Below are 15,995 nucleotides of genomic sequence, written 5' to 3'. Positions count from 1 at the left end.
TGATTATTTCCGGATCCGGAACAACTCGACTAGTTTAGGCACAAAATCCTCCTGCGCATCAAGCGCCAGATAATTGGCATCATATTGTTTACAGAGGCGTTCGAGGCGGGACCGGTTCTGCTCGAAGGTAGCACGCATGCTGTCACGGAAGCGGCGGGACGAGGTATTTACCCAGACCGTCCGGCCGCTTTCGGTGTCATACACCGGAATGATACCCAGCCGGGGCAGTTTTACTTCGCGCTGGTCATAGAGGTGAATTACGACCAGATCGTGTTTACGGGCGAGGGCTTTCAGGTGGTGATCATAGTTCTGGTCAATGAAGTCAGAAATCAGAAAGACCACACTCCGGCGTTTAAGAATATTGAGCGTAAATAACAGGGCTTCGGCAATGTTTGTCCGCAATGACTCCGGCTTCAGCTTGTGCAGACTCATGATCAGCTGGTACCCGTTTTTCATACTGCTCTGCGGTTTCAGGTATTTTTCCTTCTGATCCGAAAAACAGTATAACCCAACGTGGCTGGCTTCGCGGATGGCCGACATCGCCAGCACGCCGCAAACTTCTTTCGTAGCATCCAGTTTACTACGGTGCTGGGGGCCGACCTGCTGCGAAGCACTGACATCCACCACAAAAAAAACGGTCTGGTCTTTTTCTTCCCGGAAAACCTTCACGTAGGTACCGTCGCCTTTCGACGATACGTTCCAGTCAATGGCCCGTACGTCATCGCCGTACTGATACGTACGTAAATCACTGAACTCCAGTCCTGTGCCTTTAAAAACCGACCGGAAGCTGCCCCGCATCTGTGAGTTTACCGCTTTCCGAATCCGGATTTCGAAGTGACGCAACCGGGAAAGAAACTCATCCATACCGCTACTGGTTAAACTTAGACTGTAAATTTACACGTTAATTTTTTGTATCTGCATCCCAACCGATGCACGCGATCAGATCAATGGAAGCAACTACCCTGATACTACCGGCGCGCCCGGCCCGGCCGTTTATCGGCGAAGACTTTACCCTGACGGCCTGGGCCGATATACAACCGCTGTTCGATAACCTGCTGCAACGCCCCATTGGCAACGCTGCCGCCCTCCGGCAGTGGTTTCTCGACCGGAGCGAACTGGAGTCGTATCTCTCCGAGAACTTTGCGTGGCGCTATATCCGGATGACCTGCGATACGGCCAGCGAAACACTGGTCAACGACCTGAATTTTTTCATCAGTGAAATTCAGCCGCAGCTGTCGGTTTATGGAAATGAACTGGATAAAAAGGCACTGGCCAGTCCTTACCTCGACGAACTTACCGAAGCGGGCTTCGACATTGCCATTCGCGGGCTGAAGCTGTCTACCGATATTTTCAGAGAAGAAAACATTCCGTTACAAACTGATTTACAGACCGAAGAGCGGAAATACGGAGCCATTGCCGGAGCGATGACCGTTATTATCGACGAGACCGAAATGACCCTTCAGCAGGCCAGCGACCGGTTGCAGTCGGCCGACCGCACTATCCGCGAAGACGCGTGGAAAAAAATATGGGGCCGCCGCTATCAGGACCACGAAGCACTGGATGAATTATTTAACACCCTGATCCGGCTGCGCCATCAGGTAGCAACCAACGCCGGTTTTCAGTCTTTCCGTGATTATTCGTTTGCGGCGATGGGGCGTTTCGATTATACACCCCAGGACTGTGTCGATTTCCACGAATCGGTGGCCGGTGCCGTTGTGCCGATGCTTAATGAGCTGGCAGAAGAACGGAAGGCGAAACTACAGCGCAATGACCCGTCTATCAGCGTATTGCGGCCGTGGGATACAAAAGCCGACCTGGACGGTCTGCCGGCATTGAAGCCTTTCAGTACGGCCGGAGAACTCCTTGATAAAACCATTACCTGCTTCGACCGGCTGGACAAACAGCTGGGCGATTACCTGCGCATCATGAAGGCCATGCAGCACCTTGATCTGGACTCACGCAAGGGTAAGGCGCCGGGTGGCTACAACTATCCGCTCGAAGAAATCGGAGTGCCGTTTATCTTTATGAACGCGACCTCAAGCCTCCGCGATCTGGTAACGATGGTACACGAAGGCGGCCATGCTGTGCATTCGTTCCTGACGCGCGAACTGCCGCTGAAGGCGTTCCGCAACCCGCCGATGGAAGCGGCCGAACTGGCCTCAATGTCGATGGAACTGCTGACGATGGACCACTGGGATATTTTCTTTGAGAATCCGGCCGACCTGAAGCGGGCAAAACTCCAGCACCTCGAATCGATCATCGAGACACTGCCGTGGGTGGCAACTATCGACAAGTTTCAGCACTGGATTTATGAGCACCCGACCCATACCGAAGCCGAACGGCGGGCAAGCTGGGTCAGGATCTATGAGCAATTTGCCGATAACGTTGTCGACTGGTCAGGATTTGAACAATATAAAGAGTATATCTGGCAGCGGCAATTGCATTTATACGAAGTCCCGTTCTATTACATCGAGTATGGCATTGCCCAGCTGGGCGCAATCGGCGTGTGGCGTAATTACCGGCAAGACCCGAAAGCCGGTTTACAGGGGTACATCAATGCCTTACAGCTTGGTTACAAAGCCCCGCTGACAGCCATTTATGCCGCGGCCAATGTCCCGTTCGACTTTTCAAAAGAACACATCAGTGCCCTTATGGCCTTTGTGTGGGCTGAAATTCAGGCGTTAAAGGCCCAGAATTGATCATAAATCAATAATCATCAGTAAAAAAAAAGGGTTCGTTTCCAAAATAAGCCTGCGTACTATAACTTTGTCGAACGAATTCGTAACCAATTAGCTATGAAAGGTCTTTTGAGCATAGGGGTATTAGTAGCCACAGTTCTGTCGCTGGCCTCTTGTGATTATCAGAAAAATAATACGATTAAGCAGAAAGATGTTCGCGAGGGCGACCCATATGTATACGGTGTTCACAAGGATTCTGCTGCTGTTCAGACAAAATACAAGTACACGCCCCGTCCTGAACTGGATGAGCGTGCACAGAAAATCCGCGAGAAACTGTTCGGCGCCGGCACAATTAACCAGGGTGCTTAAGCTACCAGCCTTGGCCCGATTAGCTCAGACATAAAATCGCAGAAAGCGATGCATCTGGATAACCAGTGCATCGCTTTTTATTTATACGCTTCTGAATTTAGTAAGCGGTGTAGGTGAGTATAACTTTTTTGCGTTACTTTACCGGCTGATTATTATTCAGTTGTAGGATTTTTCCGATATATCTACGTAAGATACTGTCTAATTTACTATGAACGTTGCACTCATCACAGGTTCGGCTGGTTTGATCGGTAGCGAGTCTGTTGCCTTTTTCTCAGATAAATTTGATGTTGTTGTCGGAATCGATAACAACATGCGCCAATATTTCTTCGGTCAGGATGGCTCTACCGAGTGGAATCGCAACCGCTTACAGGATGCCTACCCGAATTACCAGCACCGCGTGGCTGATATCCGTGAAGTATCCCAGCTGGAGCCTATCTTTAAGGAATTCGGGGCCGACATCAAACTGATCGTTCACACAGCCGCTCAGCCTTCGCACGACTGGGCTGCCCGCGAGCCGTTTACCGATTTCTCGGTAAACGCCAACGGGACGCTGAACCTCCTTGAAATGACCCGGCAGAACTGCCCGGAAGCGGTCTTTATCTTTACGTCGACCAATAAGGTATACGGCGATAACCCGAATTACCTGCCGCTGGTTGAAACTGAAACCCGCTGGGAAATCGATCAGAACCATCCGTATTTCGAAAACGGTATCGATGAGTTCATGAGCCTCGACCACACCAAACATTCGCTGTTCGGTGCCTCAAAAGTGGCTGCGGATATTCTGGTGCAGGAATACGGCCGTTATTTCGGCATGAACACCGGCATCTTCCGCGGTGGCTGTCTGACGGGTCCGAACCACTCGGGTGCTCAGCTCCACGGCTTCCTGAGCTACCTCATGAAGTGCGCCATTACCGGCAATCACTATACCATCTTTGGCTACAAAGGCAAGCAGGTACGCGATAACATCCATAGCTGGGATCTGGTAAACATGTTCTGGCACTTCTACCAGAATCCGCGTCCGGGCGAGGTGTATAACGCGGGTGGTGGCCGTCATGCCAACTGTTCAATGCTCGAAGCCATCACGGTATGCGAGCAGATCAGCGGCAATAAGATGAATTTCAGCTACTCAGAAACCAACCGGATTGGTGACCACATCTGGTACATTTCTGACCTTAGCAAGTTCAAAGCCCACTATCCGGACTGGAACTGGACATACGATTTAACGCAGACGCTGGCTCAGATCCACGACAGCATGGTTGCCCGGCTGGCCGTGACGAAATAGTCACCTGTTCTCTACGAAAAATGTCAGCCTGAACGGGCTGACATTTTTTATGATAGCTAGCTATACGGACTTAAACTCGGTTAACCACCGGAACATATGCCCCACTTCGATACCTATCCTGTTGCTTACTCGTTTCCTGTTTATGCCCTGTGCTGGGTGTTGCTCTGGTCAGCGACCCGGCCCAACAGCCGCTGGTTTTTGCCCGGCGCTTTTCTGCTGCTGTTTTTGTTGCGTCTCCCCGGCATTGTTTTCAATGGTGAGATCAACCCGGACGAAAGCCAGATGATTACGCAAGGCATGACGCTGGCCCGGGATCCCGTTTATTTCCGGTCGGTCGACGGAACAACGGGCGGTCCGCTGGATAGCTATTTTCTGGTTCTTCCCGGTTGGTTCGGTTTACCGGCCGACTTTATTACGGCTCATTTCAGCGCCTTTCTGCTGGTATCACTGAGCTTCTGGCTGGTCTTTCTGGCCGTTCGCCGGTGGTTTGGGCAGCAGGCGGCGCAGCTTGCCGTTCTGCCGTTTATCTTTCTGCTCGGACTTACGCAGAACGGCGACTTTATTCATTATAACAGCGAGCTCATTGCCATCTGCCTGCTGGGTGGCGCCTACCTGCTCTATGCCCGGCAAACGGCGCATAGCCTCCCGTCAATGGCATCGTTAGGGCTCATGGGGTTGCTGTTGGGTATGGTTCCGTTCGGTAAACTACAGGGAGTTCCGTTAGCAGCGGTTACCGGACTTTTTGCGGCCATTGACATCCTGCTCCGGGTAAATATTACCGTTGCCGGAAAGGCAAAACGTATTGGTGTACTTGTAGCCGGCGGCATTGCTTTTCCCGTGCTGTTTACCCTGTTCATGTGGAGCACCGGTATGCTGAATGACTTTGTAACGTTTTATATTCAGGGAAATTTCAACTATGCCAGCGGCGGCGATCCGGTTCAGAACCTGTTGAACCTGCCCCGCTTTTTCCGGAAAGGAACCGAATTTGAGTGGCTTGTTTACCTGACGATTGCCTTGTTCATTACCGCGCTGGTTGTTTACATAACTGCCCGCAGACAGACAACCGAAACAGCAAAAACCTGGCAGCGCAATGCCTTTATCCTGACGCTGCTGGCGGCTACGCTGTATGCCATTACCAAAACAGGATCTGAATACGTACACTACCTTTATTTCCTGATGGGTCCGCTGTGCTTACTGGCTGGTTTTTGCTGGAGTAACCTGATAGAAAAAACAACTACATATCGGCTGGGGCTGGGCTTTCTGGCTCTTTATCTGCTCGGCTTTGCCGGACAGATGATCTGGAATTACCGTCATGGCATTCCGCTCAATCCCTATCCGACCGATCAGCAGGGTGGCTGGCGGCTACCGCAGTCCGATGTGGCGAAGGTAGTCCGGCAATATGCACAGCCAGGTGAAAAACTGGTGGTCTGGGGCTGGCGCTGCGACTATTATGTGCAGACACAGATGCCGCAGGGTGTTGCCGAAAACCATACCATCCGCAGTACATTCGACCATCCGATGCTTGGTATTTATCAGAAACGGTATGTCAGCGATTTTAAACGGTCTTTCCCGCCTGTTTTTGTCGATGCCGTTGGTTCCCAGAACCTGTGGATGACCGATAAGAAAACCCAGGGATATGAAATCATCAAACCATTAGCCGAATTCGTAAACGAGCACTATCAGTTTGCCGGCATGGCCAACGATGCCCGTATTTATGTGCGTAATGACCGCATAAAAAAGCAGGTAAACGCCGTAACAAACTGACATGATCAATTAAACGGCTGTCTGCACAGTGGTTTAACCTCTATTTTTGTACGTTCTTAACCAGACGTAATTCTATTAAACACGTTTTACCGGAAGATAACATAGTATAAGATGTGGACAAAAAAAGGCCTTATTTATAAGCCCGACGGGTCAATGGCATTCAGCCAGACACATGCTCAGGTACCATTCGGATTTCCGATGGATGAAAACAGACTCCGCGTTTACTTCTCAACCCGCGATAAGGATATTCAGTCGGCAACGTCATTTGTTGAGCTTGATGCCAACGATTTAACTAAGGTGCTGTACGTCCATGATAAGCCCTGCATAACAAAAGGTGCGGTCGGGATGTTTGATGAAACAGGTGCCATGCCCTCGTGGTTTGTACCCGTCGGCGACGAAATCTGGTTATATTATACCGGCTGGAACCGCAGCGAAACGGCTTCCTACCGCCTCGGTATCGGACTGGCAGTCAGTCGTGATGGCGGGCTGACGTTTGAGCGGATGTTTGACGGACCGCTGCTCGACCGGTACATATTCGATCAGGTCTGGGTTGCACAACCTTGTGTGATCCGCGAACGCGACGACTACTGGCGCATGTGGTACCTCTCCTGCACCAAAATCGAAGTCATTAACGGCCATCCCGAACCGTTTTATGACGTAAAATACGCCGAATCAACCGATGGTATTCACTGGACACGCACCGGCAAGGTCTGCGTGGGGTATGATGAATTTACGGATGCCATTGGCCGGCCAACTGTTTTCAAAGACGGCGACCTGTACCGGATGTATTTCTCGTACCGGAACGCAACCAATTACCGGACAGACGTAAAACGCAGCTACCGGATCGGTTATGCCGAATCGACCGACGGTATTAACTGGACCCGTAAGGACGATCAGGCGGGCATTGCCCGGTCAGAAGATGGCTGGGATTCGCTCATGATGGATTATTGCCATATCTTTAACCTTAAAGGCGAGTGGACAATGTTCTACAACGGTAACGGCTTTGGGGCATCCGGATTTGGCTATGCTGTTCTGGATCAATAAGTTTAACAATAAAGCTTAGCCATAGAGGGTTTCTGGAAAGCAAAATCGCTATAGTAAGTTTAAATTAGTAGATTTGCATTTTTACCGGAAAGCCTCTATTTTGCTTTACATCATACGTGAAACGGATGGGCTCCCTGTCTGTTTCACGTATATACTCTAAACTATGGCCTGCAATTCAATTGTCTTTGCCATTCATTTGACCAAAGGCCTGGTTGCCGGGGAATGATTATGATCAAGGTTAGCGTAACCATTATTACATATAATCAGAAAAACTTCATCCGGAAGGCTATCGACAGCGCTCTGGCGCAGCAGACCAATTTCCCTTTTGAAATTCTGGTTGGCGACGATTGCTCTACGGACGGAACACGGGAAATTATTCAGGAATACGAACGCCTGCATCCCGGAAAAGTCATTGGTGTGTTGCAGGATCATAACCTGGGTATGAACGGCGGACTGAACTGCCTGGCAACGCTGAAAAAAGTACGGGGTGAGTATTGGGCACTCATGGATGGGGATGATTACTGGACGGATCCGCTCAAACTGCAGAAGCAGGCAGATTTTCTGGATGCGCATCCGGATTACTCCATGGCATTCCATAATGCGCTGATCACCTATGAAGACGGTACACCATCACACCTGCTGAACGGGCCGGTGATGAAGCCGTTCTACACCATAGATGATCTGATCGGTGAGGACGAAATCTGGTTTATGGCCACATCCAGTTCGATGTTCCGGAAACTGATTGACGAATACCCGCAGTGGTTTAAAGAATCGTCGAGCGGGGATATTCCGCGGATTATTCTTAAAGCTAAACTCGGACCGATTGGTTATCAGCCGGATGTGATGTCGGTTTACCGGAAAAACCGGGGCGGAGCCAGCTATGCAGACAACTACCAGGACGAGAAGTTTCTGCGTAACCGGATTGCCATGTACAGCGCGATTAACAAAGAGCTGGATTATAAATACGACCGCGTTATGCGGAAAAATATCGCCCGCTATTACCGGATGATGCTTGATGCCAAACAATTCAGAGGCCGCTATTTTAAACAATTCACCTGCGCGCTGACGTACCTGAACCTGGCACAGCCGGAATGGCCGAAAGCGAAGGAAATAATCAGGGATTACATGGTACCACAACCCTTGATGAAGCTATACAGTACGATCCGATTAATGCCATACCGTAATCAAACGACCGAAACAGATCAAAAATCATGAAACTAAGCGTTGTCATCCCGGCCTATAACGAAGAAGAGTCGATTACGCCTACTTTACAGACGTTGTACCAGACGCTGGCTAAACACGGCATTCCGCACGAAATCTGTGTGACGAATGATAACTCCAAAGACAACACGTTAGGCGTGCTGCAAAAGCTCTCAGAAGAAATTCCGACCCTGGTTTATTTTACCAATCCGGGTCCGAACGGCTTTGGCTATGCGGTTCGCTATGGTCTGGAACGCTTCTCGGGTGATTGCGTGGCTGTTTTTATGGCCGATATGTCGGATGATCCGGAAGATCTGGTTAAGTACTACAACAAAATGATGGAAACCGGTGTCGATGCCGTATTCGGGTCGCGCTGGAACAAGGGCGGAAAAGTTATTGACTATCCGCCGCTGAAAAAATTCATCAACCGGATTGCCAACGCCATTGTGCGGATGGTAATGGGTATTAAATACAACGATACCACCAACGCGTTCAAACTCTATAAACGCGCTACCATCGAAGGTGTTAAGCCGTTCCTGTCGCCTCACTTTAACCTGACCATCGAATTGCCGCTGAAAGCGATGGTGCGGGGATATACCTACGCCGTTGTACCCAACAGCTGGACCAACCGGAAATACGGCGAATCGAAACTGAAAATCAAGGAGATGGGTAGCCGTTATTTCTTTATCCTGATGTATTGCCTGATCGAGAAGTACTTCTCGCGCGGGGACTTCCGGAAAAAAGAAGCCGCCAAACCCGCCGCTACAGTCAGCCGGTAGTCAGGCAAAAAAGGCTTTAAGATGCGGCAGCTGGTAAATCACCAGCGTTTGCAGAATAGCCCAGAACGCTCCGCTCAGCAGCATGTAAACCAGTATCTGACGCAGGTGTACCCGAAAGGCGACAGCGAGAATTGTCCCGCCGATGGGTGTTAAAATCACCGGTGTCAGCGCCGCAATACCAAAAATGCCGAATCGTTTCCAGACCCGTACCGCCAGCCGCGTACGCTTCGAAAAACGTTTCGGCTTTTCTTTTCGGAACCGTTGCAGCAACGTTTGTAGCCCTTTGCCGGCCAGAGTAACTGCCAGCACACTCAGCATCATGCCCGAAACGGTACAGACTGCCGTTTCGAGCCACGTCAAACCGAAGGCTAAACCAGCCAGCGGCCCGCCGATGAACTTTATCGTACTGGCCAGAATTACAGATATATATTTAGCAATCACTGTAAATGACGATTTACTGGTACGACAAAAAATCGTGATTTCTTAATCGTACAATTAACGAATGCCTGTTATTGCCTCCTCCTACTCCGGTCCGCCACGCTATTTATACAACGGCCATCTACAGACGGTTGTTCCGAGTATGTTCCGAAAGGTACCCGGCGTCAGCTATGAGCGGGAGCGCCTGACGCTCTCCGACGGCGATTTTATTGATATCGACTGGCTGGAGCAACGGGCAACGGCAACAAGGCCCCGTAAATTAGTCATTTTAACGCATGGTTTAGAAGGTGACAGCGGCCGGCATTACATCAGGGGTACGGCAAAATTGTTTGCCCAGCAAGGCTACGATGCGCTGGCGTGGAACTGCCGGTCGTGCAGCGGCGAAATGAATAAGGCGTTCCGGCTGTATAACCACGGGGAGATTGGCGACATCGGCGAACTGATTCACCATGCATTGCGGACAAAAGCCTACGAAAAGGTGGTGATGGTGGGGTATAGCATGGGGGGGAATATTACGCTGAAATACCTCGGTGTTCACGGCCAGGAGGCTCCGGATGTTATTCAGGGGGCTGTCGCGGTATCGTCGCCCTGTGATCTGATGGCCAGTGCCAAACTCCTCGACCTGCCGGCCAACAAGCTGTACCGCAACCGGTTTATGAAAAAGCTGCTGACCAAAATTCAGCAGAAAGCCGATTTGTTTCCGGGAAAACTGGATATGCAAAAAGTGGCAGATGTTGTGCTTTGGCGCGATTTTGACAATTTCTTTTCGGCTCCGCTCAACGGCTATCGTGATGCCGACGATTTTTACGAACAAGCCTCAGCCATCAATTTTATGCCGGGCATTACCCGTCCCGTGCTGGTACTGAATGCCCAGAACGACCCGATTTTATCCCCGGAATGTGCGGCGATCGACCTCGCCCAATCGCATCCGATGATTTTTGCCGAAACACCCCGAACCGGCGGCCACGTGGGCTTCCTGGCCTACCGCGACCCGCATACCTACGCCGAACGCCGGGCGCTGGCGTTTCTGGAGAGGGAATAAACCCTATTTGGTTCAACTCCCCGAAGGTTTTAAACCTTCGGGGAGTTTATAACTTACCCAATTGCCTGTTTCAAATCCTGAATCAGGTCCTCGACATCCTCAATACCGACGCTCAGGCGGATAAGCGTATCTTTCAGGCCATTTTTTTCCCGCTCCTCTTTCGGAATGCTGGCATGGGTCATCGACGCCGGATGCGTACACAGCGATTCGACGCCACCCAGCGATTCGCCGAGCGAAAATACCGTGAAGCTCTCCATTACCTTAACCGCCTCGGGCAACGAATCACCGTGCAGGGTAAAGGACACCATGCCGCCGAAACCCCGCATCTGCTCTTTAGCCAGCGCATGGCCCGGATGGTTTTCAAGCCCCGGATAATAGACCTGACTTACCTTCGGATGGCTTTGCAGAAACTGAGCGACCTGCATCGCATTTTCGCAGTGGCGCTGCATCCGGACGTGTAATGTCTTAATGCCCCGCAACACCAGAAAACAATCCTGGGGACCGGGCACCGCACCACAGGCATTCTGGATAAATTTCAGCCGCTGCGCAATGGCTTCGTCATTCGTCACAATCGCTCCCATCACCGTATCAGAGTGACCACCCAGGTATTTCGTTACGGAGTGCATTACGATGGTAGCGCCCAGGTCAAGCGGATTTTGCAGGTAAGGCGATGCAAATGTATTATCAACTACCAGCTGAATGCCTTTTTCCTGCGTTATGGCCGCAATGGCCCTGATATCGACGATACGCAGCAGCGGGTTGGTCGGCGTTTCGATCCAGACCATTTTTGTTGCATCGGTCAGGGCTGCTTTCAGATTGTCCGGATTATCGAGTGACACAAATTTGAAGGTCAGGCCGAATTCCTGAAATACCCGCACCATAATCCGGTAGGTCCCCCCGTAGAGATCGCTGCTGGCAATAATTTCGTCGCCGGGTTTGAAGAGTTTCAGGATGGCGTCGGTGGCTCCGAGCCCCGAGGAGAAGCAAATCCCGTACTGCCCGTTTTCGAGCGCGGCCAGGTTATTTTGCAGTACATCACGGGTTGGGTTCTGCGTCCGGGCATATTCGTAGCCTTTGTGCTTGCCCGGCGATTCCTGCACGTAGGTTGATGTCTGGTAAATCGGCGTCATGATGGCGCCGGTAGTTGGGTCGGGTTCGATCCCGGCATGTATGGCTTTGGTACCGAATTTCATACGGATTGCCTGGTTTAATTTGATGAATAATGTACAATGTAAAACGGATAATGCGGCATTTTCCGGTCATTCATTTTACATTACACATTATTCATCTACCAGTCAACCCTCATAATTGTTCGGCCTGCTGGCGAACCTGTTCGCCAATGGGCGTATACTGGACCTCACATGGATAACCGAACAGGCAGTTTTCCTTGATCTGACGGACCACGCTGTCGGGCACCATCGCCTCCCAGCCGTCTTCGCCTTTCTGAATCTGTTCCAGCACAAGGTCGGTCGAAATATGCAGGTTTTCTTCGTTGTAATTCCGGATGGCCTCGATCTTGTCGTTCTGTGTCAGGTACGAGAAAAGCGGTTTAATGTGCGGCGGCAGATCGAAATCCATGCAGGCGTAAATGCTGCCGTCGGTGCGCAGGGTCGGGTAGATAAACAGTTTTACCTTCCGGCTGAACAAGGTTGCAAAGGACTCCAGAATACCGCCCGGCAGGAATTCATAATGGCTTTCTTCGAAAATGTATTCCAGATTCGGAATACCCATGATCAGGCCGATTTTCAGACGGGTTAAACGCGCCAGATACGCCACAAGGCGGAAATATTCGTGGTAGTTGGAAATCATTACCGTCTGCCCCAGCGAACACAGAATGTCGACGCGGTCGAGGAAGTCTTTCTCATCGATGCCCTGCTCGTTGGCTTTCAGGTTATGCAGCGTCAGCTCCGACACCATCACCACCTTATCAGGGTTCACATCGTCCTCGGCCTTAAACTGCTTCAGGCCGTTTTCGATCATGTCCATGTGCACGTTTGTCACCGGACGCAACCGGCCGCGCATGACCAGGATGTGTTTTTTATAGAGTGCTTCCGACGGCTGCAACACCCGCCCGTCCGGCCCGAACAAGGCGGCATCGGTAAAGCCGTTTTTCACGAGGTGCAGGCTCATCAGCCGGTTATCGACATCGGCGAAATCGGGGCCGTCAAATCGGATCATGTCAATTTCAATCCGCTCCGGAGTCAGGTCGTCCATCAGCGACAGCAGCAGCGTTTCCGGCGATTTATGGTAGTAAAAGCAACCGTAAATGAGGTTCGTGCCGATGATGCCAAGTGCCTGTTGCTGGAGTACGTTCTCGTTGTCAAGCATCCGGACGTGGATGATCACGTCGTTATAGGCAGCCTGTGGCGTCAGCTGGAACCGCAAGCCAATCCAGCCGTGGGCCTCATTGGTTTTCTGGTAGTTCAGGGCAACAACAGTATTGGCGAAAGCAAAGAAGAGCGAGTCAGTACCGCGTTTTTCGGCCAAACGGACGTTCAGCAGGTTATACTCGCGGTTGAGCATTTTCAGCAGGCGCGATTCGCACACATACCGGCCACTGATTTCAGGGCCGTAAATGGCGTCGCTGAAGGTCATATCATAGGCCGAAATGGTTTTGGCGATTGTGCCGGACGCGCCCCCTGCCTTAAAAAATACGGCGGCGGTTTCCTGCCCCGCACCGATTTCGGCAAAAGACCCGTAAATTTTTCTATCGAGGTTGATACGCAGCGCTTTCTGTTTCGTACCGATATTTTTTTCGTACATACCTTCCCGTTGTTGTTGATGCTAAATTTATGAAAAAGAACAAATTACTGTTCGCGGGCACTTTACATTACCCTAAAAGCCATAAAAAAACCATAGAAAATACAGTCCCTTTTCTGTACGGCTTTCGGGGCAGCTGTTTACCTTACGTACAAAACTAAAAATCTCCCTTCAGAAACCCGCTACCCTATTATGACCGATTTGTTATTTGTGTACGGCACCCTCATGCAACAGGCTGCTAATCCGTTTTCGGAACACCTCCGGCAACACAGCCGGTATATCGGGCGCGGGTCTTTTCCGGGGCAGCTCTATCTGGTATCCTGGTATCCGGGAGCCGTTTCCAACCCCGCCGCCCCGACCAACGTCTGCGGCGAGGTGTTTCAGCTACTACAACCCGACCTGACCCTACCCCTCCTCGACGAATACGAAGACACCGCCGGCGATACCGGTGAGTTTGTCCGCAAGCCCGTAGCGGTTTCTATCCTTGGACAACAAAAACTTTGCTGGGTTTATCTCTATAACTTTTCTGTAGAGAAATTGGTGCATATCCCCACCGGCGACTTCCGGCCGTATCTGAAGGGAGAACTATAGGAGGCTGCGAGGCACGAAAGCAACACATAAAAATAGTTGCATACTTTTGTTACATCCGGTAGTTGAGCGATATTAACCCACACGTCAGTATCAATTACAGTATATATCCATTTATCAACTCCTGATTTGTAGCCATGAAAGCCTTTGAAAGCCACCAACCCACCCAACGGGTCTTTTTTATGCGCGGCCTGTTGCAGCTCTGCCCGCGTGAGTGGGATGTATTGATGCTCATTGCCGAAGACGACAGCAATGAAGCAATCGCCAATAAACTCTACTTACAGCCTAAAAGCGCCGAAAACTACCGGACTCGCATTGGCAAAAAGTTGCAGTTAACCGGCGTTGGTAAACTCGCCCAATTTGCCACACAATATCGCACAGAATTACGCTTTTGGTACGAAGAATCCACAGGCAAGTTCCCTCCCCCAGATAATAGTTAACTTTATTAAAATTTTATTTTTCTGTACCAAATCTTCACAAGTAATGAGGTTTTTTGTAATAAATAATGTAGTGTATATACCACATTCATACACCATATACTACGTTATTGACTAAGGTTACAATAAGCATTTTTTCTGCGATTATGTAAACAAAAACCCTCATCAATTGAGGGGTAGTTTAGCTTGACACACATATCTGAAGCGTTTAGTTTTGCTACTGTCATGACACAGAACGGCAAATGAACTGTGCAGCATTTGCCAAAGGCGTAAACCCGAAAAGCCTGAGAGAGAGTAGGGATATGTATGCATTATGAAAAAAATTACATCGACTGAAATGTCAAAGCTTAGTGGTGGGTCATGTACATTCACTGAATATTGGGATAAAGTTGCCCATCCAAGAGGCTTTCAATGGCTAATGGGAGGTCCTGGATCTCCAGTTTGGCTACAGTATGTTTTAATTAATTATTGTGGAGGCCAGTTAACAAACCCATTCTAATTGTATTTATAGCGTATATATAAAATATACGCTATAAATTAGTCTATTAAATTTTACACAAATGTATTATAAGCAGCTGTTTCCCATTAATTTAAAATACATAGTATTAAATTTTGTTTTTATTTTATTAATCCAAAGTAATTTATTTGGGCAAGTGCACAATAACAAATTCATATTCAGTTATAGTCTTAATATATATGATTTTAAATTAAATAACACTATTGTATCTGGAAAAAGAAATTTAAACTATATGCTTCATGTAGGACCTAGTCCGTCTATTGGTTATTTAATAAAAGATAAAATACAGTTTGGTATAAACTTATCCACCAGCAATTCAATTAGTCCATCACGTGATACTATAAATCGATATTATAAAAATATAGGTATGCCAAGTCCTATAATGAGGTATTATTTTCAAACTGACAGACGCTTTTATATTTACCTACAAGATTCTTTTGATTTGCATATTTTCAAAACAAATATTAACAAAGAAAATCAAGTTTTCAAAAAATTAAATATTGGCAATACAGTTTCGTTCGGTTTTATTTATTATTTTCAAAAAAAACTTATCGGAGATATATCATTTAACAAGCCTCTTCTGATTGGCAGGTTCGAAGAGTTTTCTCTTTATAAAAAAGAGTATATAAAACTTGGGGTTGCTTTTACTTTATAAATTATATAATGAATATAAAATACATAAAAATATTGGCATGGTTTTTAATTATCTGGATATCTGAATCCATTGTAATATATTTAAATATAAAATTTATCGAACTTGATTATATTTATATAAAATATTTTACCGAATATAAGTTTATGGATATTGAGGCTATAGAAAATCTCATAACTAATATAAAAAAACTAGCACCATGCGATATATATTACTATTATTATACAACCTAACAAAATTTCTATTAAGTTATATTCTTCTATTCTTTGCTGCATATTTTACTAACACATATTTATCTTTTAAAAAGACTATCATCATCATTATTAAATCTGAACTTGTTTTAGTTCTACCTTTAGCCATAAAAACTTTACAGGGCTTTCTCATAAAAAAAGGCAAGAACCAGTATGTCCTATTTTTGTGGTGACGAAACTACAAAACGATGACG

The 15,995-nt window shown here is 48.5% G+C and carries 15 protein-coding genes; 11 read left to right on the top strand and 4 right to left on the bottom strand.

Annotated features, from left to right (window positions below; genetic code table 11):
* Window positions 1-3 precede the first annotated feature (3 nt).
* The gene (locus AC23NW_RS23890; protein WP_293836505.1) at window positions 4-864 is read right to left on the bottom strand and encodes a DUF58 domain-containing protein; all 861 of its coding nucleotides are present in this window, start codon (window positions 862-864) and stop codon (window positions 4-6) included.
* Window positions 865-947: 83 nt separating this feature from the next.
* On the opposite strand from AC23NW_RS23890, the gene AC23NW_RS23885 reads away from it, so the two are divergent.
* From AC23NW_RS23885 to AC23NW_RS23855, 7 genes are all read left to right on the top strand, one after another.
* On the top strand, window positions 948-2,699 hold the full coding sequence (locus AC23NW_RS23885) for a M3 family oligoendopeptidase (RefSeq protein ID WP_487452609.1): 1,752 nt from the start codon (window positions 948-950) through the stop codon (window positions 2,697-2,699).
* A gap of 96 nt (window positions 2,700-2,795) precedes the next feature.
* On the top strand, window positions 2,796-3,047 hold the full coding sequence (locus AC23NW_RS23880) for a hypothetical protein (RefSeq protein WP_293836501.1): 252 nt from the start codon (window positions 2,796-2,798) through the stop codon (window positions 3,045-3,047).
* A 208-nt stretch (window positions 3,048-3,255) separates the two neighbouring features.
* Window positions 3,256-4,329, top strand: coding sequence for an NAD-dependent epimerase/dehydratase family protein (locus AC23NW_RS23875; protein WP_487452607.1), 1,074 nt, complete (start codon window positions 3,256-3,258; stop codon window positions 4,327-4,329).
* Window positions 4,330-4,425: 96 nt separating this feature from the next.
* Window positions 4,426-6,093 (top strand): hypothetical protein, encoded by a 1,668-nt coding sequence (locus tag AC23NW_RS23870; protein ID WP_487452605.1) that lies wholly within the window; start codon window positions 4,426-4,428, stop codon window positions 6,091-6,093.
* Window positions 6,094-6,204: 111 nt separating this feature from the next.
* Entirely contained in the window at window positions 6,205-7,137 is a 933-nt protein-coding gene (locus AC23NW_RS23865; RefSeq protein WP_293836495.1) for a glycoside hydrolase family protein, read from the top strand.
* Window positions 7,138-7,365: 228 nt separating this feature from the next.
* On the top strand, window positions 7,366-8,352 hold the full coding sequence (locus AC23NW_RS23860) for a glycosyltransferase family 2 protein (protein WP_293836493.1): 987 nt from the start codon (window positions 7,366-7,368) through the stop codon (window positions 8,350-8,352).
* Window positions 8,349-9,116, top strand: coding sequence for a glycosyltransferase family 2 protein (locus AC23NW_RS23855; RefSeq protein ID WP_293836491.1), 768 nt, complete (start codon window positions 8,349-8,351; stop codon window positions 9,114-9,116). Before AC23NW_RS23860 ends, AC23NW_RS23855 begins: the two co-directional genes overlap by 4 nt.
* On the opposite strand, the gene AC23NW_RS23850 is transcribed toward AC23NW_RS23855, so the two are convergent.
* Window positions 9,117-9,557 carry a hypothetical protein gene (locus AC23NW_RS23850; RefSeq protein ID WP_293836489.1) on the bottom strand — a complete coding sequence of 147 codons (441 nt, stop codon included), beginning with the start codon at window positions 9,555-9,557 and terminating at the stop codon, window positions 9,117-9,119.
* Between the two features lie 61 nt (window positions 9,558-9,618).
* On the opposite strand from AC23NW_RS23850, the gene AC23NW_RS23845 reads away from it, so the two are divergent.
* The gene (locus AC23NW_RS23845; RefSeq protein WP_487452602.1) at window positions 9,619-10,596 is read left to right on the top strand and encodes a YheT family hydrolase; all 978 of its coding nucleotides are present in this window, start codon (window positions 9,619-9,621) and stop codon (window positions 10,594-10,596) included.
* A 53-nt stretch (window positions 10,597-10,649) separates the two neighbouring features.
* Here the strand turns inward: AC23NW_RS23845 and AC23NW_RS23840 are convergent, their stop codons facing one another.
* Window positions 10,650-11,789 carry a cystathionine gamma-synthase gene (locus AC23NW_RS23840; protein ID WP_487452600.1) on the bottom strand — a complete coding sequence of 380 codons (1,140 nt, stop codon included), beginning with the start codon at window positions 11,787-11,789 and terminating at the stop codon, window positions 10,650-10,652.
* Window positions 11,790-11,898: 109 nt separating this feature from the next.
* Window positions 11,899-13,359, bottom strand: a complete 1,461-nt coding sequence (locus AC23NW_RS23835; protein ID WP_293836483.1) for a TonB-dependent receptor — start codon at window positions 13,357-13,359, stop codon at window positions 11,899-11,901.
* A 189-nt stretch (window positions 13,360-13,548) separates the two neighbouring features.
* Here AC23NW_RS23835 and AC23NW_RS23830 point away from each other — a divergent pair, with 189 nt between their 5' ends.
* The 3 genes from AC23NW_RS23830 to AC23NW_RS23820 all read left to right on the top strand — a co-directional run bounded on the left by AC23NW_RS23830 (window position 13,549) and on the right by AC23NW_RS23820 (window position 15,553).
* Entirely contained in the window at window positions 13,549-13,947 is a 399-nt protein-coding gene (locus AC23NW_RS23830; RefSeq protein WP_487452598.1) for a gamma-glutamylcyclotransferase family protein, read from the top strand.
* A 134-nt stretch (window positions 13,948-14,081) separates the two neighbouring features.
* Entirely contained in the window at window positions 14,082-14,384 is a 303-nt protein-coding gene (locus AC23NW_RS23825) for a response regulator transcription factor (protein ID WP_487452596.1), read from the top strand.
* Between the two features lie 746 nt (window positions 14,385-15,130).
* Window positions 15,131-15,553, top strand: coding sequence for a hypothetical protein (locus AC23NW_RS23820; RefSeq protein WP_487452595.1), 423 nt, complete (start codon window positions 15,131-15,133; stop codon window positions 15,551-15,553).
* Window positions 15,554-15,995: the final 442 nt, after the last annotated feature.

The sequence above is a fragment of the Arsenicibacter sp. R0_47 genome (genome assembly GCF_057652235.1).
This window is presented reverse-complemented; position numbering and strand designations above follow the sequence as displayed.

Bases quoted from the DNA above. Each gene is read 5' to 3' on its own strand.
- AC23NW_RS23890 (WP_293836505.1), bottom strand. From the start codon at position 864: ATGGATGAGTTTCTTTCCCGGTTGCGTCACTTCGAAATCCGGATTCGG.
- AC23NW_RS23885 (WP_487452609.1), top strand. From the start codon at position 948: ATGGAAGCAACTACCCTGATACTACCGGCGCGCCCGGCCCGGCCGTTT.
- AC23NW_RS23880 (WP_293836501.1), top strand. From the start codon at position 2,796: ATGAAAGGTCTTTTGAGCATAGGGGTATTAGTAGCCACAGTTCTGTCG.
- AC23NW_RS23875 (WP_487452607.1), top strand. From the start codon at position 3,256: ATGAACGTTGCACTCATCACAGGTTCGGCTGGTTTGATCGGTAGCGAG.
- AC23NW_RS23870 (WP_487452605.1), top strand. From the start codon at position 4,426: ATGCCCCACTTCGATACCTATCCTGTTGCTTACTCGTTTCCTGTTTAT.
- AC23NW_RS23865 (WP_293836495.1), top strand. From the start codon at position 6,205: ATGTGGACAAAAAAAGGCCTTATTTATAAGCCCGACGGGTCAATGGCA.
- AC23NW_RS23860 (WP_293836493.1), top strand. From the start codon at position 7,366: ATGATCAAGGTTAGCGTAACCATTATTACATATAATCAGAAAAACTTC.
- AC23NW_RS23855 (WP_293836491.1), top strand. From the start codon at position 8,349: ATGAAACTAAGCGTTGTCATCCCGGCCTATAACGAAGAAGAGTCGATT.
- AC23NW_RS23845 (WP_487452602.1), top strand. From the start codon at position 9,619: ATGCCTGTTATTGCCTCCTCCTACTCCGGTCCGCCACGCTATTTATAC.
- AC23NW_RS23840 (WP_487452600.1), bottom strand. From the start codon at position 11,789: ATGAAATTCGGTACCAAAGCCATACATGCCGGGATCGAACCCGACCCA.
- AC23NW_RS23835 (WP_293836483.1), bottom strand. From the start codon at position 13,359: ATGTACGAAAAAAATATCGGTACGAAACAGAAAGCGCTGCGTATCAAC.
- AC23NW_RS23830 (WP_487452598.1), top strand. From the start codon at position 13,549: ATGACCGATTTGTTATTTGTGTACGGCACCCTCATGCAACAGGCTGCT.
- AC23NW_RS23825 (WP_487452596.1), top strand. From the start codon at position 14,082: ATGAAAGCCTTTGAAAGCCACCAACCCACCCAACGGGTCTTTTTTATG.
- AC23NW_RS23820 (WP_487452595.1), top strand. From the start codon at position 15,131: ATGCTTCATGTAGGACCTAGTCCGTCTATTGGTTATTTAATAAAAGAT.